This window comes from Candidatus Planktophila sp. (assembly GCF_044348745.1).
In the GTDB taxonomy this organism is placed as follows: domain Bacteria; phylum Actinomycetota; class Actinomycetes; order Nanopelagicales; family Nanopelagicaceae; genus Planktophila.
Window position 1 is genome coordinate 1 of the sequence record NZ_JBIKSG010000018.1, and the last position, 18,097, is coordinate 18,097.

Genomic DNA, 18,097 nt, shown 5'->3' on the forward strand with positions numbered 1-18,097 from the left:
TCCCGGCTGTGGCTACCAGCAATTGCCACTTATGCCTCAATCCCTTATCTATTTCTTGGCTGGCAAGAAAAGAACTTTGCGTAAGGAGCGTATAAATGTCAAAGAAGAACAAGATTTATTGGTTTGATGGCGTTACGGAAAAGGGCGTCAAAGATTTGTTAAATAATGAAAACTCTAAATTCAGATGGCTACGACCTCAGCGGAATAGACGCGTCTTAGTAATCCTCATGGTACTTGGCATGGTTCTTACTTCTTTGGGTAGCTACTGGCCTACTCTTAAGACAAACTTAAATTTAAGCACCGATGTCAGCTTAATCGTTTTTTCAGTCACGGCCATTTTTGTAATCTTTGCCGTAGTTCTCGGCTATTCATTCTTGCGAATAGCTGTTAGATCAATTGCAGATGCTCCGGATGAGTTGTTAGATGAGCGACAGATTGCGATTCGAAATACTTCATTCAGATATGCTTATCGTGGGTTTGAAACAATCGCACTAGTAGTCATACTTCTTATGATTATTGGGCCTGAAGTAAAGATGTTTCAGCCAGAAGGTAATGATGGAAGTTACTTAATGATTTCTATGTTGTTCTTAGGCAGCTCGCTACCATCGATGGTTATGGCTTGGCGTGAGCGAGATATCTAAATGCTAAATATTGAGAGCCTTGGGTTACTTGGAGTATTCATTGCTGGCGCTATTCCTTGGATGGAAGCTATTGCAGTAGTACCAGCAGGAATTCTTGTCGGCCTTAACCCAATAGCAACTTTAATCGCTGCAGTTGTAGGAAATTCGATAACAATTGTTCTTTTTGCTTACTTTGCTTCAAATATTAGAGAACGATTGATCAACAAGAGAGCGAAGCAGGGAAAATCCGCCGAACTACCTAAGCTTGAAAAAGCACTCAAGGCCTTTGATAAGTATGGAGTTTATGGATTGGCGGCCCTTGGCCCAATACTGATTGGAACTCAATTTGCAGCAGCAGCTGCAGTAACAGCTGGGGTAAGGCCGCTTCGTGTATCTTTGTTGATTATTGCGAGTTTAACTTTGTGGGCTATAGCTATTGCAGTTGCAATGGTGGCCTTTGATGTAACGATTTAGGGGATAACAAAATGAAGCAAAGAGATACAGCTCCGGATGTTTTAAGAGGATTCGCCCTCCTTGGAATTCTCGTCGTCAACATCCAATTCATGGGGTTGAACAGTGATCAAGGTGCCCGCGGTGAGTGGGTTCAAGGGTTTGCTAATGGTTCTGCCACCTTTATTATCTCGGCAATTTTTGCTGGCAAGTTTTATCTTCTCTTCTCATTTCTTTTTGGCTACAGCTCAAATTACATAGTCAGGGGAGAAGCGGCCAATAGAGCTAGATGGGTAAAGCGCTGCATTGCCCTGATTCTGCTTGGAATCCTTCACTTCACATTCTTGTGGCATGGAGACATCATTTTCATGTATGGATTATTTGGGTTGCTGCTCACTCCATTCTTTTTTCGTGCAGATAGAACGCTCAAGCTTTGGGGTAGATGGATTTTTGGTGTGTCAGCATTTCTCTTCTCACTTGTTGTTTTCTTTGCTTTTGTTGCAGAACGTGTCCTCAATGAGGATCTGCAAGTGACAACGGAATCAAATCTTGACGTGATTTTGCGAGACGGAACCTTCGTAGAGGCGATTCCAGCAAGGTTAGAGTTGTGGAGTTACAGCATTTTGACTGGAGTGTTTCTCCAGGGCGGCTTGGCTTTTGCAGCCTTCTTACTCGGGCTTCGAATGGCTAGATCACAGTTCCTTTCCTCTCCAATAGATTCAACAAAGAATTCGAAATTGATCAAAAATGGTTTGATATTTGGTGCCCCTATTCAGTTAATTGCGGCCTTTGTTATGGTCCGAAATGAGCAGATGTCTAAACCTTCTGAAGCACTTTATTTAATCGCCCTTGCTGCTTCATTTCTTGCAGCTCCATTAATGTCAATGCTCTATGTCGGTCTCATTCGAAAGTTTGTTCAAGAGAAGCCTCATTTGGTCACATGGATGAAGCCAGCAGGAGCCATGTCATTAACCGTCTATATTTCACAATCGGTGATTGCATCAGTGATCTTTAGTTCATGGGGACTGGGACTATTCCAAGAGGTCCAAACATGGCAGGTATTGCTGCTTGCCTTTGGAATTTGGCTAGCACTTGTTTACTTCTCAACAATTTGGCTGAGAAAATACAAACAAGGACCACTTGAACAACTTGTAAGTACCCTCACAAGAAATAGGAAGGTTGCATAAATGGCATGGCTAGCAGTCATCACGGCAGGTTTTCTTGAAGTTGGTTTTGCGAGCATGCTAAAACTCTCAAACAACTTTACAAAGATTTGGCCAAGTATTGGATTCTTGGTTTTTGCAACGGGCAGCTTTTCACTTTTAGCCTGGTCCCTAAAAGTTCTACCTATCGGGACTGCATACGCTGTCTGGACGGGAATTGGGGCAGCGGGAACAGCTATTTTGGGAATGCTGATCTTTAAAGATCCAGTTTCTGTCTCTCGAATAACAGCAATCGCCTTCATCATTACCGGTGTTGTACTGCTTAACTTCTCAAGCGCCAGTCACTGAAAAAGTAGAGAAATCTAAACCAAAGCTTTTGCTCACATCAGGCAGATGTAAGAGGCAAACAGTGTTTTAGAGATTATCGCAAACTGACATATCGAACATGTCTGTGCCTGCAGCTGCAGCTTCATCCATTACGCGCTGTAGGCAATCGGCATATTCTTCCAAGTTTGCATCTTCGTTATTGCTAGAAGAGCAGCCCGCCACAGTCATTGCTAAAGAGATGGACAATAGAAGCATCATTAATTTTTTCATGCTAGTTCCCCGGGCTTACTGTTGACATATTAAAGTCCTTAATTACTAGTGGCGGAATTGCCATATTAGACATGTCGCCAGCCCACTCACGTGGCTGTGTCCATTCAGTTGCACCAGCATGCACGATCCGAGATAGCGCAGATACAGGTGAATCATTCCAGCGGAAGTTGTTAGTTGCTCCTACTACTTCTCCACCTTTCACGTGATAAACGCCGTCACGAGTTAAGCCGGTTAGAAGTAATGAGTTGGGATCAACCATGCGGATGTACCAGAAAGTGGTGAGTAGCAGTCCGTTATCAACTTTCTTGACCATATCTTCAAGAGATCCACTCGCACCATCAACGCTCATTACTAAGTTTTCCCCTAGCGGCGTGAAATCAAGGCTTGTCATCTTTGCAGATGCACGAGTTTGAATCAGCGATTGCAAGACGCCGTCTTTGAGCCAATCAACACGCTTAATAGGTTGACCGTTATCAAAGACAGATGAAAACGGTGAGCTAACAGCAGTTGCTACAAAGTTAGATGCAGGCAATTGCTTGAAATCTGGATCACTAAAGAATTGGAGAGAAACATTAGATAGCTTCTCACCTATTCGAGTTCCACCACCCTTTTTAGAAAATACTGATTGACCCTCATGGGCATCTCTGGCAGTTGATACCCACATCATGTAGGTGAATAGATCTGCAACTGATCCTGACGGCAAGATGGTGTCGTAACGTCCAGCTGGAAGATCTACCTTGGTGCCTTGCCACTGTAGACGTTGGCGTATTTGTCCATCGATATCTGCAACAGAAACATCGGTAAAGTCACGCGTTTCAACACCAGCCCAGGTAGAGCGAGAGCGATCATGGGACTTTCCAGTCATTTCTACGCGACCAACTGGAGAATCTTTGCGCAATCGCAATCCACCCTTTGAGCCAACCCATGTTGTCTCATTGGTGTGCTCGGAGTAGCCAAAGAGTTCAATTTTGTCTGCAACAGAGCGGGAGAACATATCGCCAAGTGCTGGTGCAAATGTTGAAAACACTTCTGGACCAGTTGGAACGTGCTCTCCTGACCAATTACCTATTGAAACATTGGTCGCAAGAGGAGAGTAGTCATCAGCTGGACCTGCAGCTTTGGCAGCAGCAATGGCTTCTGAAAGTAGCGCTGGAATGTCCGACAATGAAACATCTGTGCGTGTTACTCCACCTGATGCCATGCCACCATCTACAGCAACAAATGCGATTACCGTAACGCTGCGCTCTTGAATAACACCATTAGTAGTTAGCGTGCTTCCGGCCCAACGTAGGTTTGCTTGCGTCTTATCTTTTACAACAACAATGCAATCATCACATGTTGCAACAGATGTAATCTTTTCAATCAGATCTTGAGCAGAAATCATTTTCCAGCCTCCGCAACAGTATTGAGAATATTTACTTTGTCGAAGATTGCCGCTGGGCAACCATGGCTAACCGCTGCAATCTGACCTGGTTGTGCTTTACCGCAGTTAAACGCTCCACCTAGAACATATGTTGAAGGTCCGCCAACAACCTTCATCGAGCCCCAGAAATCAGTTGTAGTTGCTTGATAGGCAACATCTTTGAGCTGACCAACAATTTTTCCATTCTTAACACGGTGGAACTGTTGACCGGTAAATTGAAAGTTATAACGCTGCATGTCAATTGACCACGACTTGTCACCCTTAATGATGATTCCATCTTCCATTGAAGCAACCATTTCATCGTAGGTTGGACCTGTTGGATTTGGTTGCAAAGAAACATTTGGCATACGTTGAATTGGCACATGTGCAGGAGAGTCGGCAAAGGCACAACCATTGCTTCGATCACGGTTAACTCGGGCTGCGATGCGGCGATCTAATTGATAACCAACGAGAAGACCATCTTTAATGATGTCCCAGCGCTGGGCTGCAACACCTTCATCATCAAAGCCCACGGTGCTAAGACCGTGAGAAGTACTGCGATCTCCCGTCACATTCATCAATTTTGAGCCGTATTGAAGAGTATTTAACTTGTCTGGCGTAGCAAAGGAAGTTCCAGCGTAGTTAGCTTCGTAACCAATTGCGCGATCCAATTCAGTGGCATGGCCAATTGATTCGTGGATGGTGAGCCAAAGATTAGAGGGGTGAACCAAAACGTCATAGCGACCAGGTTCAACTGATGGTGCTGCAACTTTCTCAGCAAGCAATGTTGGAAGTTCAGCAATTTCTGCGTCCCAATTCCAATGATTGTTACCCATCCATTCCCAGCCAAAGCCGGCAGGTTGTGCCAAGGTGCGCATAGATTCAAAACCGTGAGCACCAATTGAGATAGCTTCAATCTGAGTTTGAATTCGAACACGCTGCTGTGTGGTGCTGGTGCCATATGAATCGGCGTAATGCTTTTGTTCCTTAACAAACATAGTTTGCGCTGATGTGTGATTAACGCCGGCACTCTTGAGTAATCGATTACTCAGATCTGCCAAGCGATCCTTCTTATCGGAATCAGAGACTGTGAATGGGTCAATTTCATAATCTGACACCCAGGTCTGATTTGCATAGACAGGTTCGGATACCAGTGAAACTAATTCTGTTGAAAGTGGCTTTGAAGTTTTTGCCATAGCAACGGCGGTCATTGCAAGTTTTTTCGCAACATCGACAGAGATTTCCGGGGAAGAAGCAAAACCCCAAGCACCGTTAACGATGACTCGCACACCAACTCCGGCGATTGATTCATCACTTTGAGTCTCTGGTCGAGCATCTCGTAAAGACAACAAACCAGTGCGTGTGCGCTCTATTCGCACATCAACATGGGAAGCGCCAGCATCTTTAGCTGTGCTTATTGCGGCATCACTAATGGCTGTTAGTGGAAGGGCTAGAAAATCTGCATCTACGGTTTTATTCACCCCAGAACCCTAATTCAAATCCTGCCGCAGGGAAAGTGTCTACAGGCCCTTCCATTTGCCAATTCATTTATGCTTATCCAATGAAGTTCGTTATTTCTGTCATTGATGACCTCCAGAGCCCTGGCACCGCTGCTGAGATGGTTGAAATAGATAAGTTCAATGACTCTCTACGAGCAAATGGTCAGTGGATCTTTGCTTGGGGATTGCGACCACCAGAGACTGCCACAGTGATTGATAATCGCAATGATGCCAATATGAGCACTGGCAAACCTTTATTTGATGCACAAGAGAATTTCAGTGGGCTCTGGATAATTGAGGCTGAAAGTGCAGATGTTGCTGAAAGGTTGGCGTACTTAGCATCAAAGGCATGCAATAGAAAAGTTGAACTACGCCCAATGCATTAGGCGTGGATAAAGATCGCGCTAAAGAGTTAGCAACCCTCAAGAGGAAAATCGGCAAAATTGACCCGGCTTTTCTGCCAGCATTGAAGAATCTAGAACCCTGTGCATTTGGATTAACTAAGCCCAAGCTTTCTCAGTATCAATCATTGGTTCGAGCGGTGATTGCTCAACAAGTCAGTACCGCTGCCGCCAAAACAATTACTGGAAGACTGGTAATCAAGTGCGAAGGATCAATAACACCTGAGCGAGTCGGCGCGCTCTCAGCTAAGCAATTGCAATCTGTTGGATTAACAGGTGCAAAGGTGCGCACACTTAGCGAGCTGACAGCGGCGGCCTTATCGGGGGAGATTAACTTTAGAAGATTTGCGAATATGTCAGATGAAGAGATTATTCAAGAACTATTGCCATTGTTTGGCATTGGGCGTTGGACTGTAGAGATGTTTTTAATCTTTCACCTCGGGAGATTGGATGTGTGGCCGGTTGATGACCTAGCGGTACGAAGAGGCTGGGATAACTTGCACGGCAATTCTGAACCTATTAAACCGAAAGAACTACAAAGATTAGGTGAACAATTTGTTGGAATGCGAAGTGTGGTTGCTTGGTATTGCTGGAGAGCATCCTAATTATTGAGCTTGAATAGCATCGTGAACGTATTGGGCTAAGCCTTTAACTCTTCCATCGTAATACTCTTTAAATCGTGGGTCCTCAACGTACATAACAGCCAAATTCTTTTGCATCTCTACCGAACAGTCATAAAACCACTTAGTAATCGCCTCGCGGTGCGAAATGACGGCTTCCTTAGTTTTGTTTGAATCAACAGGTAATGAGTTGCCAAAGGCATAGACAAACAACTCTGTCGCAGCCTCTTGATCTACTTTGGCTGCCTCGAAGTCCTCTTTTGAGTACTTGGCACTTTTTGATTGGGATTGCCGATAAGCGTCGGTATCGCCCCAACGTTCTTGAACTTCTTTATCGTGTGCGTTCATTTCTCCGAATTCTACAATGGCTCTTGAGTCATTCCTAGGATTTGCTATCTATCAGCCATTGTTTACGTTCACGTTCAGGCAGTTTTTCGATCGCATACCTGAGCATTGTGCGTGGCATTGCATGCGCATGCTCCCTTAAGAACCCTCGCAACAACATCACATCGCGTTTCCCTGCTTCGCGAAGCATCCAGCCCACAGCCTTATGAATGAGGTCTTGTTCATCCTTCAGAAGTACTTTTGCAATGATGACTGTTGGCTCTAAATCTCCCGCGCGGATTAGCGCAAAAGTTAAAATCATTGAAACACGTCGTTGCCATAGAGATTTGGATTTAGATAGCTTTTTTAACAAGGGCATAGGATCTTTAACTTCTGTTAAATAGACACCCATCCAAGGGGCAGACACATCAACAATGTCCCAATTGTTTACTCGCTCTGCTAAAACTTGCTTCATATAGAAGTCAAATATCTTCTTACGCTCCTGCGACGTTTTTGCCTTAGCAAATTGATGGTTAAGAATTATCGCTGCACATAAGCGCGCTTCATGAAATGGTGACTTGAAAAGTTTTTCCACTTCCTTCAAATCTAAGTTCTGATGCTTCTTCGCAACCGATCGTGTTTGCGGGACTGTGCCACCAAGGAATAAGTCACCCTCTCCGTATTCACCAGCGCCGGTCTTATAGAAGCGTGCAAGGTCGCTGATCCTGCCTTTCTTGGTAAAGGCCCTTAAGTCAGCTAAAGCAATACTGGCGGTCACAGGTTAAATATATAGAATCAATTTCACCGTTCATATGGAGTAGTTGGTTGTCTTGACTAGTTACTATTAGGGCTTATCTGATGGTGGCGAGGGAGGCTGTGCGTGTTTGAAGCGTTAATTCTCGGCCTTGTTCAAGGCCTCACTGAATTCTTGCCAATCTCATCAAGTGCCCATATTCGAATCGTTGGTGAGTTCCTAGATGGCGCAAAAGACCCCGGCGCTCGCTTTACAGCTATTACTCAAATCGGGACAGAACTAGCGGTGCTTATCTTCTTCCGTAAAGACATCGCCGCAATTGTTCGTGCTTGGTTCCATGAAGCCATCATGCGGAAAGAGATTTCAACTGAAGATAAACCACGCGCTCGCATGGGTTGGCTCATTATTTTCGGAACTATTCCTATTGTGATTCTCGGATATTTTGGCAGCGACTTTATTGAAAAAGATCTTCGCTCACTCTGGCTTATCGCATCTGTGATGATCATTTTTGGAGTGATACTTGGGATTGCAGACAAGTATGGAAAGAGTGAGCGATCTCTGGATCAACTCAGCAATAAGCACGGTCTCCTCTACGGCGCAGCGCAAGCACTTGCATTAGTGCCTGGGGTTTCTCGCTCTGGTGCCACAATTGCGATGGGTCGATTCTTGGGATACTCCCGAGAAGCAGCACTTCGGTATTCCTTTTTGTTAGCCCTACCTGCTGTCTTTGGAAGCGGGTTTTACCAATTAAAGAAGGCATTCTCATCCAATGCCGAACCTAATGTTTTTTCAATTCCAGAAACACTTGCAGCTACTGCAGTGGCATTTGTAATTGGCTACATTGTTATCGCTTGGCTTCTAAAGTTTGTGGCTACTAGGAGCTTTATGCCATTTATTATCTACCGCATAGTTCTGGGTTCTTTGCTACTCGTTCTTTTGGCAACAGGTGTCATTTCGGCATGAGCAAGGCGCTAGTAGATAAACACCTTAAGAAATTTGAGGTTGGGCAACGCTCAATTTTGCAAAACCTTCGTGAAATGATCTCAGATGAGCTGCCAACGGCGACAGAGGTAATTAAGTATGGAATTCCCACATTTTTAATTCATGACGTAGCGATTATTGGACTAGATGGCTTCAAAAACCATAACAGTCTTTTTCCATATAGCGGGTCAACAAACTTACTCTTAAAAACTGAATTGGCGAATTATGTGCAAACAAAGGGATCTATTCACTTTGCTGTGGACAAGAGATTTCCAAAGCCACTATTAAGAAAAATACTTAAGGCCCGCATATCTCAAATCAATGGAAGCTATCCAAAGAAAACGGGGGAGTTCTTAGAGTTTTATGGCAATGGAGTTCTAAAGGCCTCAGGAAAGATGAAGAATGATTCCCTGCACGGTGATTGGAAATGGTTCAGGAAAGATGGAGTGATTTTGCACTCTGGTTCCTTTAAAGTTGGCAAGCAAGTGGGTGTTTGGATCACCTATGATCAAAAAGGCAAGCCATACAAGAAGACCAATTTCGGCTCTTAGTTTTGATTGGCAGGATCTGACTAATACTTCTACCATTTGTCGGTGTTCGAATTCCATAAATTTCCGCTAACAAAGCCACTTGCAGATAAGTTTAGAGAAAATGTCTCTGGTTCAAAAGATGGACGACCTGAATGGGTTAACACAATTGCTGTTGGGTCTGGACCTGGATTGTTTGGTCCTGGCAGTGCTGTGTGGCAAGTCCATGGTTGTATCGCAACGTTAGTTGGGGGAGTCCGCGCGCTCTTGTTACAAGCAGCCCATCCAGCGCCGTTATCAGGAGTTGCAGAACACTCAAGATATGAATCAGATCCGTTAGGCCGGTTAGCTGGGACAACACGTTGGCTTACCGTTACAACATTTGCTTCTGCAGAAGTTATTGACCGAGAAGCTGCCCGTGTTAACGCTATGCACGATCATGTTAAGGGTGAGTTTAAAAACAAAAATGGAGATGAGCAGAGTTATAGAGCCAAAGATCCAAGGTTCTTGTTGTGGGTACATTGCGCTTTTACAGATTCATTCTTAAAGGCACACCTGGCACTTGGTTATCCCATAGATCAAGGAGCGGATGCATATGTTGCCCAATGGAGCAAGAGCGCAATTCCACTTGGATTGACCAATGCGCCTAAGTCAGTTGAAGAGCTAGAGGCAACACTTGATGACTTCCGCAAGAATGACTTGGCAACCGGAGCTAGAACCTCTGAAGTCGTTCGCTTTATCTTAAATCCACCATTTGACGGCGCAGGTAGGTTCTTTTACAAAGTAATAGTAAATGCTGCGATTGCAACACTTGATCAACGCGAACTAAAACTTCTTGGACTAGAAAAGCGATCAAAGGTTTGGCTAAAGATTTCACGAATTAGCTTGGGTATATTTCTAGCGATTCTAGGCCCGGAACCACCTGCCATGCAGGTCGCACGAGAGCGTATTGCTAAGTCACATTAATCAGCAAGGGCTAACACTTATTGAGTCTATTCAATTACAGCTCGGTGAATGCAGATGGCATGATTTGCCCATGACAAACAATTTCAAAGTTGAGATTATTCATTCAAATGAGTGGCAGCGCCTGCGCGCAATCAGACTCAAGTCACTCACTGTTAATCCAGAGGCTTTTGGAGGTACATATGAAATTGAAAGCGCAGAGACTGAATCTGAATGGCGCAAAAAATTTGAAAAGCTTGACTTTCTAATTGCCTCTATTGATGGTCGTGACGCTGCCCTCATGTCTGTAGAGGAACTAGATGGCGATTTTGGTGCGACTTGTTGGATTGGTGGCTGCTGGAGTGATCCTGAGTTTCGAGGTGTCGGACTTCTTCGCGAGATGTTTAATTTTCTAGATGCTCAAGACAGGGATTGGAAGATTCAGGGACTTGGCGTTTGGATAGATAATTACAGCGCGATTGCAGCCTATGAAAAATTAGGTTTTGTGAAAATGGGCGAGGACACACCAAGTACCCGCCAACCAGGCAAGTTTTACCAACGAATGATTCGGAGAAGCAAAAACTAGATGTTTTCTAGTTTGTATCCAAGTCCGCGGATAGTTTGAATAAGTACCGGATTTGCTGGATCTGCTTCAATCTTGGCACGAAGACGCTTGATGTGAACATCTAATGTCTTTGTGTCTCCGTAGTAATCCCCGCCCCACACGCGATCAATCAATTGAGAGCGAGTTAGTACGCGACCTGAGTTACGCATTAAAAACTCAAGAAGCTCAAACTCTTTGAGAGGAAGTGAGACAGGCGTCCCATTTACCGACACTTGGTGCTTACCGATGTTGAGCTTTACTGGTCCAACTTCCATTAAATCTTGATCTTGAATTGAACCGTCATCTGTGAGTCCACGACGCAATACCGCTTTAATGCGTGCGATTAATTCGCGAGATGAGTATGGCTTTGTTACATAATCATCAGCGCCAAGTTCGAGCCCGACCACCTTGTCGATTTCGGCATCTTTTGCAGTCAACATAATAATTGGTACCTGAGAAGTAGTGCGAATTGTTCGGCACACCTCAACGCCAGAGACCACAGGAATCATGAGATCAAGCAAGATTAAATCCGCACCTTCTTTGGCAAAGAGATCAAGTGCCTTGCGACCATCCTCGGCCACCAAAGTTTCAAATCCCTCTTTGCCAAGTAGAAAAGCCAGTGCTTCCGAAAATGATGCTTCATCTTCTACGATGAGAATCTTGGACATTAGTTGGCCTCCGCTTGTTTGTTATAAATAGGCAAAAGTAAAGTGAATGTGCTTCCGATATTTTCTGCGCTCCAGACCTTCACATCCCCGCCATGCTTTGATGCAACGTGCTTAACAATTGAGAGGCCCAAGCCTGTGCCGCCTGTCTGGCGAGAACGTGCTGGATCTACTCTGTAAAAACGTTCAAAGATCCGTAATAAATCAGCCTCAGGAATACCTATGCCCTGATCTGTAACAGATATTTCAACAATGCCATCGACTAGTTTGCTTGTCACTGCAACCTTAGTATTTTCTGGGGAGTAGTTGATGGCGTTATCAATAAGATTTTGGGTGGCCATGGTTAATTGATCACGGTCACCCCAAACAGTTAGATTTTTCTCTTCCTGGAAAGTAACTGTGATGTGTCTATTTTCGGCATTGATCTGGCTTTGATCAATCGCCTCCTTCACTAAGTACCCAACTTCAACTTCTTCGGCAACTTGCAGCGGATCAGAATCTTGAATGCGAGAGAGGTTAATAATTTCTTGCACCAAATCGGTTAAACGCCTTGATTCTGATTGCATTCGGGTTGCAAACATGGTGACCGCTTCTGGTTCATCCTTTGCACCTAAAACCGCTTCACTCAATAGAGAAAGTGCACCGATAGGTGTTTTTAATTCATGGGAAATATTTGCAACAAAGTCGCGACGAACTTCGTGAACTCGTTGAGCTTCACTTTCATCTGAGATCAGGACAATAACTAGATCACCTTCGGTTAAGGGAAAAATATTGACCGTTAACTCATGAATACCTTCACCGATTGGTCCTCGTGGAATATCTATGCGCCCGGTGTGTTTTGTGTTTGTGCGGCGTACTACTCTTATTGTGGCCAAGAGTTCTGGGCTATCGATACGTCCATCTTTTAAAATTCCCAGGCGTTCGATTCCATTGGAGGCAAAAATTGGCTGCTCGCCAGGGGCCAATACCAAAGCATCACCATCGAGATTATCAAGGGTCTTTATAAGCATTTCAGGCAATAGGCGAGGGTCTGCAGCCTGATCCATAACCCTGCGCTTTAACCTCATATAGAAACTCTATCGCGGCAAAACCCCAGTTTACCGCCCGTTAACCCAATGGTTTGCGTATGTTAATCATTGAGCCTTAGGTTGCACCCATGGCCCTTATTAGATCAGCGTTTCAGGACGAGCTTGATGGTGTTTCTCAGTCTTTGGTCGACCTTACAAACATGGTTTCAGAATCAATAGTTAAGGCCTCCAAGTCGCTCCTCTCTGCTGACCTGAAGTTGGCCGAAGAAGTAATTGCAACCGATGTAAAAATCGATGATTACCAACATGAACTAGATGCACGCATCATCGACATCATTGCCCGTCAGCAACCGGTGGCATCTGATCTTCGTGCACTTATCACCGCACTTCGCATGAGCGCTGATTTAGAGCGCATGGGCGATCTTGCCCACCACATTGCAAAGGTTGCGCGCCTGCGTCACCCAGCAAATGCAATCCCAGCAAATCTGGTTTTAGCTTTTACTGAGATGGGACATGTTGCAGAAAAACTAGCCATGAAGGTCGCAACAGTTATTACTACGCGCGATACCGATATGGCATTGCAGGTTGAAAAAGATGATGACGAGATGGATGAGCTACACAAAAAAGTTATTATCGGAATCACTAACAACGGTGGCGGGATAACAATTGAGTCAGCAATCGATCTAACCTTGCTAGGCCGCTACTACGAGCGCTTTGCAGACCACGCTGTTGCAGTCGCACGTCGTGTGTACTTCTTAGTAAAGGGCGAGTTCCCAGCTTAAAAGCTTTAGGCTCCTTCCTTATAAATCGATTCCACGGCTACACTAAAGAATCGAGGGAAAGAGGAAATCATGCAGATCAACTTTGATAAAAAGTCTGGATTGCTGCTTGGAATCATCGCTGGTTTACTGGTAATTATCATTGTTTTACTGGTAGATAAAGTAGAAGATGATGAGCATATGATCGAATCTAATTCTTACCAGATCATCCAAGGAGGATAGCAATGAACATTGAAGAACTCGCCGCTGCATACGAGGCAGCAACAAGAGAGTTTTTGCAGATTGCAACATCTGTGCCTGCGGAAAAGCTTGATGTAAACGATGGTGAAAATTGGAGTTCGCGCCAAGTTATTCACCACTGCGCAGATAGTGAGACACAGTCATATGCACGTCTTCGCCGCTTAGTGGCAGAACCAAATCCGGTTATCCAGGGGTATGACGAAAACTTGTGGGCAACAGATGCAACCCTTGGCTACACCGAACTTCCGATCGAAAATTCGATTGCGGTGTTCACGGCTGTTCGCGCAGCATCACTGGACATCATTAAGCGGTTAAAACTTGAGCAATTAGAGCTTGTGGGCACTCACACTGAGGCAGGGGAGTATTCACTCAAGCGTTGGCTTGAGACCTATACCCGTCATGCCAACAATCACGCAGAGCAAATCAAGCAAAACTTGGCTTAGAAATAACCTCCACATCTCACCCCAACAGGGGTGAGGCTGCCTTGATTAAGCAGGGGTTACCCATCACCCTTTGAGCATGAAGCGTGGCGTAATCCAAGGGGTGAATTTAGCCCGCACAGTAGCCCCGGTCGTCCCGGCCAATTTTCTCTCTCGTAAGCACCTTTTTCCTCTATTTGAGACAAACTTGCCAGGGGCCACGATTGTCGCCGCCCCAACTGGATACGGAAAAACGATGCTTGTGGCTGAATGGGCGAAAGTCCAAGCCAGACCAACTATTTGGTGTTCTGTGGATCCAAGTGATTCACCTCAAATGTTTTTTGCCCACATCGTGCAGGCGGTTCGAAATGTCCTGCCTAAGTTTGCTGCAGATTTTGAAAGCGAAAGATTTCTTTCAGCAGATAGCTACATACGTTATATGGTCCATGAAGCAAGTGAAGTAAGAGAAGACTTTAACTTTGTAATTGATAACGGACCATCTGATGCCCAAGAAGTGGCGCCATTTGCACAAGCTCTAGTAGATAACTTGCCAAATAATGTTCACGTTGTAATCGTAAGGCGAGTCACTCCAGCCACTTCACTGGGTCGATATGCAAGCGTTGGAAACCTAAGTTTGATAACAAGTCAGGACTTGAAGTTTTCAGAGAATGAAATCACGATGATTTGTGAACTCAATGGATTAGACACCAAAGACTGGAAGGTTTCACAACACTTAATCAAGTGCAATGGCTGGCCTGCTGCAATTCAAATGATGGCAAAGAATATCTCGCATGGCGCAACTGAGAGTGATTTCAAAATAGGTGAAACTTCAAATCCATTAAAGATTTTAGCTCTAGAGTCCTTTGCTTCCTTAAATGAAGAGAATCAGCATAGTTTATTGAAACTGGGGATTGTAGAAGAGTTTGATCTCGAAGCTGCAGCGATAATTTTAGGCGAAGATTTCTCCGAAAGTTATATTAACAAGTTGGCAACTGATGGAATGTTTGTTTCTGTGTCTTCTGGATTTCAGCGAAACTACAAAATCAATCCAATTATGTTTACAGTGCTCCAAGAGATCCGAAATAGCCAAAAGAATCATGAGCTTGCCACCCATGAAAAACTAGCTCAGTACTTCATTTCAAAAGGTGCACCCGCGCAAGCGCTAGAACACATCTTTAAATCTGGAAATACAGATCAGATCACAGAAGTTTTGAAGGTATCGATCCGAAGCATGGCTGCAATCGGACGCGGCGATCAGATTATTCGCTGGGCTCACTTTGGCGCAGATGACAGCCCGACCGGTGAATTGATTAAGAAAACTATTGAAGTCGTGGGCCATTTAGTGAACTTGGATTTTGAAAAAGCAGAAGCGATGGCGGCAGAGTTAAATTATGTGGCAGAACAAGATGCGCAGGCAGAATTTCTCTCTCAACTGGCAGCCATGATTTTGTCCCATGTGCACTTTGCTCGAGGAGATTTTGAACGTGCACGGGTGCTCATCGCCAATGCGCTGGCTCAAGATTATGGAATAGCAGGAATTGAAAATGTCGACAAGATCGCACTTCTGCGCTTGCAAGCCGATATCGCCTATATCTATGACGATGCAGAATTGGTTGCTTCTTCACTGCTTCGTGCCAAGGAGTTGCAAGATGGTAACAACCAAGTAATTACCGCCTATCACGTCGGGTGCATGACATCCATGTCCTTATGGTGTGAAGGAAGATTCTTTGAGGCTGCAGAATTTGCATCGATCGCAATTGCTCAAGCAGACAACAATGGATTCTCTGGAATTACTGCACCACATGATGCATTGTTAGTTTTATCCCGATGCCAGTTAGAGCTTTCTCAATTAGAACGGGCTATCGAGACTTCAAATTCCATTGAACAAAAAGCAGAAGCTTCACGAATCTGGCCTTGGTTCTTCATGGCCAGCGGTACTCGCTCTCGCATTCAGATAACCCAAGGTTTGATAACTCATGTGGTCGATGCAATTGCTACCCAACGCGAAAAACACAGACAACTGCAGACTCCAAATCAAATGGGTTGGATCATCGATGTCACAGATGTCTTCTTGCGCTTTGTTTTAAATGATTGGAAACGCGCTGAAGAGTTACTGCAACGGATGCCAAAGATTGAAATGGTCCGACAAATCGATTTGAATTTGAAGTTTGAGGCAGATCCAAAGCGCATACACGCTTTAGTGGCACAGATGCCAGAAACAACCCCACGGGAGAAGGTCAATAAGATCTTGTATCAAGCCACCATCAATATTGATCAAGAAAATGTGGCACTCGGCTATTTACGTACCGCCCTTGATCTAGGGGCAGAGGTTGGTTTCCATGAGTATTTTGTTCGTCAAAATCGGCTCTATCCAATAATGGTGAAAGCTGCTGCAGCCAAGCCAACTATCTTCATAGAAAGCGTGGTGCATGAAATGTCAGAGCGGATTAAGAATTCAAATTCAGACACCGGTGCTCTTGATGAGAAGTTGACTAACCGAGAACTTGAGATCTTGAAACATCTGACTACGGGTAATCCAATTAGCGCAATTGCTAAGCAACTACATATTTCACAAAACACAATGAAGACTCATTTGCGAAATGTGTATCGAAAGCTTGATGTGGATGGGCGCTATACAGCGGTAGAGAAAGCCAGAAAGCTTCTTCTTATTTGAGCCTTTCCTATAAGGTTACCGGCATGGGTCCAGCCTTTAATCGCATGTGGGCATCTAGCATCGTTTCAAATCTTTCAGATGGAATTTTGATAGCAGCAGCCCCGCTTCTTGCGATTACCTTGACTGATAGCACCGTCTTGATTTCTGCCATTGGTGCAATGGTGATGTTGCCTTGGTTGTTGTTTGCGATCCCCATTGGTGTTTTAGTCGATCGAGTAGATCGTCGTTTTATTCTGGCAGGAGCCAATGCCACTAGAAGTGCAGTAGTTGGCGTGCTAGCGCTCTTGATTTCAATTGACCAAGTAACCATCTATTGGTTACTGGCAGCCTCATTTATTGTTGGTGTGTGTGAAGTTGCAGCTGACACAACGGCTCAATCGCTAATCCCTCAGATTCTGGAAGAAAAAAACTTCGAAAAAGGTAACTCACGCCTTCAAATATCAGAGACTGTTATTCAAGGATTTGTTGGTGCTCCTCTAAGTGGCTTCATCTATGCCATCGCTATCGCTCTTCCTTTCTTTATCAATAGTCTTGGCTTGGCAGTTGCCGCATTACTAGCACTTTCAATCCCAATCAAGTATTTGCAGGATGTTCGCCACGATGATGTTGCAAAAGAAAAGAAAAAGTTTGTTGCAGATATGAAATTTGGTATCAAGTACCTTTTCAATGAAAAAGTCCTACGCAGACTTGTCGTGACTACAGCATCCATTGGTGTGTGTTACTCCATGGGTAATGCAACCATGGTTTTGTTCATCACTAAAGAGCTTGAACTTCCAAAGCAACTCTTTGGTGTCATCCTGGCCATCCAAAGCATCGGTGCCATTGCTGGCGCATTTATGGCTCCGCGACTATCTGAGAAATTTGGGCGCAGCAATGCCATGACCTTTGGAATTGTTTCAAGTTCGGTTGTCCTTTTGCTCCTAGGATTTTCACCAAACATTTATGTCTTCGTAGCCCTTGCAACCTTTGGTGGCTTTGCAATTTCTCAATGGAATATTTTGCTCATGGCTACCTATCAAACCGTGATCCCAAATGAGTTGTATGGGCGTATCCATGGAACACGCAGAACTTTGGTCTGGGGAATGATGCCGATTGGATCTTTACTCGGCGGCGTTCTTGCTCACTACAGCCTGCGTCTGCCTATGTATGTGGGAGGAGTGATTGCCTCCACCCTTGCTTTCCTATCTATTGGGTTCCTGCTCAATATTGCCCAAACTGCCAAACCATCAAGTGAGGCTGTTGAAGCTGCTTAGTGGGGGTAGAAATCACCCCATTTGCACCATTTCTTTACGGTAACGTTATAAACCACGCGCTCATGCAGACTGTTCACCTCTTGCTCATTTGCCGTTCATTAAGGCAGACTTCACCCACCAAAAGCGCCTATGGGGCAGGTCGACTCTCCACAGAC

22 protein-coding genes are annotated in these 18,097 nt (G+C 44.7%); 15 read left to right on the forward strand and 7 right to left on the reverse strand.

All coding sequences use genetic code 11. The features are described from left to right. Nucleotides 1-95: 95 nt before the first annotated feature. From AC9UH7_RS04095 to AC9UH7_RS04110, 4 genes are read left to right on the forward strand one after another with little or no spacing between them, the layout of a single operon-like run. Complete coding sequence (locus tag AC9UH7_RS04095) at nucleotides 96-641, forward strand: hypothetical protein (RefSeq protein WP_509595426.1); 546 nt, start codon at nucleotides 96-98, stop codon at nucleotides 639-641. Further along, complete coding sequence (locus AC9UH7_RS04100) at nucleotides 642-1,094, forward strand: small multi-drug export protein (RefSeq protein ID WP_509595428.1); 453 nt, start codon at nucleotides 642-644, stop codon at nucleotides 1,092-1,094. Nucleotides 1,095-1,105: 11 nt separating this feature from the next. Then, entirely contained in the window at nucleotides 1,106-2,257 is a 1,152-nt protein-coding gene (locus tag AC9UH7_RS04105; RefSeq protein WP_509595431.1) for a DUF418 domain-containing protein, read from the forward strand. Beyond that, entirely contained in the window at nucleotides 2,258-2,581 is a 324-nt protein-coding gene (locus tag AC9UH7_RS04110) for a DMT family transporter (protein WP_509595434.1), read from the forward strand. Between the two features lie 66 nt (nucleotides 2,582-2,647). Here the strand turns inward: AC9UH7_RS04110 and AC9UH7_RS04115 are convergent, their stop codons facing one another. Genes AC9UH7_RS04115 through AC9UH7_RS04125 form a run of 3 tightly spaced genes read right to left on the reverse strand, consistent with a single transcriptional unit; the run spans nucleotide 2,648 to nucleotide 5,713 of the window. After that, nucleotides 2,648-2,830 (reverse strand): hypothetical protein, encoded by a 183-nt coding sequence (locus tag AC9UH7_RS04115; RefSeq protein ID WP_509595437.1) that lies wholly within the window; start codon nucleotides 2,828-2,830, stop codon nucleotides 2,648-2,650. A gap of 1 nt (nucleotide 2,831) precedes the next feature. Next, nucleotides 2,832-4,214 (reverse strand): metallopeptidase TldD-related protein, encoded by a 1,383-nt coding sequence (locus AC9UH7_RS04120; protein ID WP_509595439.1) that lies wholly within the window; start codon nucleotides 4,212-4,214, stop codon nucleotides 2,832-2,834. After that, nucleotides 4,211-5,713: a TldD/PmbA family protein gene (locus AC9UH7_RS04125; RefSeq protein WP_509595442.1), complete on the reverse strand. Its 1,503-nt coding sequence runs from the start codon at nucleotides 5,711-5,713 to the stop codon at nucleotides 4,211-4,213. Before AC9UH7_RS04125 ends, AC9UH7_RS04120 begins: the two co-directional genes overlap by 4 nt. An 80-nt stretch (nucleotides 5,714-5,793) precedes the next feature. Between AC9UH7_RS04125 and AC9UH7_RS04130 the strand changes: the two genes are divergently transcribed. Then, complete coding sequence (locus tag AC9UH7_RS04130; protein WP_509595445.1) at nucleotides 5,794-6,117, forward strand: YciI family protein; 324 nt, start codon at nucleotides 5,794-5,796, stop codon at nucleotides 6,115-6,117. Nucleotides 6,118-6,119: 2 nt separating this feature from the next. After that, nucleotides 6,120-6,737 carry a DNA-3-methyladenine glycosylase family protein gene (locus AC9UH7_RS04135; RefSeq protein ID WP_509595448.1) on the forward strand — a complete coding sequence of 206 codons (618 nt, stop codon included), beginning with the start codon at nucleotides 6,120-6,122 and terminating at the stop codon, nucleotides 6,735-6,737. Here the strand turns inward: AC9UH7_RS04135 and AC9UH7_RS04140 are convergent, their stop codons facing one another. Both AC9UH7_RS04140 and AC9UH7_RS04145 read right to left on the reverse strand, forming a co-directional pair. Next, on the reverse strand, nucleotides 6,738-7,100 hold the full coding sequence (locus AC9UH7_RS04140) for a TipAS antibiotic-recognition domain-containing protein (protein ID WP_509595451.1): 363 nt from the start codon (nucleotides 7,098-7,100) through the stop codon (nucleotides 6,738-6,740). A 34-nt stretch (nucleotides 7,101-7,134) separates the two neighbouring features. Continuing rightward, a complete protein-coding gene (locus AC9UH7_RS04145; protein ID WP_509595454.1) occupies nucleotides 7,135-7,854 on the reverse strand; it encodes a DNA alkylation repair protein in 720 nt (239 codons plus the stop codon). Nucleotides 7,855-7,950: 96 nt separating this feature from the next. Here AC9UH7_RS04145 and AC9UH7_RS04150 point away from each other — a divergent pair, with 96 nt between their 5' ends. The 4 genes from AC9UH7_RS04150 (at nucleotide 7,951) to AC9UH7_RS04165 (ending at nucleotide 10,866) form a co-directional block, all read left to right on the forward strand. After that, complete coding sequence (locus AC9UH7_RS04150; RefSeq protein ID WP_509595479.1) at nucleotides 7,951-8,793, forward strand: undecaprenyl-diphosphate phosphatase; 843 nt, start codon at nucleotides 7,951-7,953, stop codon at nucleotides 8,791-8,793. Further along, the gene (locus AC9UH7_RS04155; protein WP_509595457.1) at nucleotides 8,790-9,362 is read left to right on the forward strand and encodes a DUF1801 domain-containing protein; all 573 of its coding nucleotides are present in this window, start codon (nucleotides 8,790-8,792) and stop codon (nucleotides 9,360-9,362) included. Before AC9UH7_RS04150 ends, AC9UH7_RS04155 begins: the two co-directional genes overlap by 4 nt. Before the next feature lie 42 nt (nucleotides 9,363-9,404). Further along, complete coding sequence (locus AC9UH7_RS04160) at nucleotides 9,405-10,304, forward strand: oxygenase MpaB family protein (protein ID WP_509595460.1); 900 nt, start codon at nucleotides 9,405-9,407, stop codon at nucleotides 10,302-10,304. A 70-nt stretch (nucleotides 10,305-10,374) separates the two neighbouring features. Further along, nucleotides 10,375-10,866: a GNAT family N-acetyltransferase gene (locus AC9UH7_RS04165; RefSeq protein ID WP_509595462.1), complete on the forward strand. Its 492-nt coding sequence runs from the start codon at nucleotides 10,375-10,377 to the stop codon at nucleotides 10,864-10,866. On the opposite strand, the gene AC9UH7_RS04170 is transcribed toward AC9UH7_RS04165, so the two are convergent. After that, the gene (locus AC9UH7_RS04170) at nucleotides 10,863-11,552 is read right to left on the reverse strand and encodes a winged helix-turn-helix domain-containing protein (RefSeq protein ID WP_509595464.1); all 690 of its coding nucleotides are present in this window, start codon (nucleotides 11,550-11,552) and stop codon (nucleotides 10,863-10,865) included. The genes AC9UH7_RS04165 and AC9UH7_RS04170 overlap by 4 nt on opposite strands. Continuing rightward, entirely contained in the window at nucleotides 11,552-12,616 is a 1,065-nt protein-coding gene (locus tag AC9UH7_RS04175; RefSeq protein WP_509595467.1) for a sensor histidine kinase, read from the reverse strand. The genes AC9UH7_RS04170 and AC9UH7_RS04175 overlap by 1 nt, the downstream gene beginning before the upstream one ends. 98 nt (nucleotides 12,617-12,714) lie before the next feature. Here AC9UH7_RS04175 and phoU point away from each other — a divergent pair, with 98 nt between their 5' ends. From phoU to AC9UH7_RS04200, 5 genes are all read left to right on the forward strand, one after another. Continuing rightward, entirely contained in the window at nucleotides 12,715-13,359 is a 645-nt protein-coding gene (phoU, locus tag AC9UH7_RS04180; RefSeq protein ID WP_509595481.1) for a phosphate signaling complex protein PhoU, read from the forward strand. A 69-nt stretch (nucleotides 13,360-13,428) separates the two neighbouring features. Continuing rightward, on the forward strand, nucleotides 13,429-13,578 hold the full coding sequence (locus AC9UH7_RS04185) for a hypothetical protein (RefSeq protein ID WP_509595469.1): 150 nt from the start codon (nucleotides 13,429-13,431) through the stop codon (nucleotides 13,576-13,578). A gap of 2 nt (nucleotides 13,579-13,580) precedes the next feature. Beyond that, complete coding sequence (locus AC9UH7_RS04190; protein WP_509595472.1) at nucleotides 13,581-14,039, forward strand: DinB family protein; 459 nt, start codon at nucleotides 13,581-13,583, stop codon at nucleotides 14,037-14,039. A gap of 76 nt (nucleotides 14,040-14,115) precedes the next feature. Then, complete coding sequence (locus tag AC9UH7_RS04195) at nucleotides 14,116-16,689, forward strand: LuxR C-terminal-related transcriptional regulator (protein WP_509595474.1); 2,574 nt, start codon at nucleotides 14,116-14,118, stop codon at nucleotides 16,687-16,689. Between the two features lie 23 nt (nucleotides 16,690-16,712). Further along, nucleotides 16,713-17,942 carry an MFS transporter gene (locus tag AC9UH7_RS04200; protein WP_509595476.1) on the forward strand — a complete coding sequence of 410 codons (1,230 nt, stop codon included), beginning with the start codon at nucleotides 16,713-16,715 and terminating at the stop codon, nucleotides 17,940-17,942. Nucleotides 17,943-18,097: the final 155 nt, after the last annotated feature.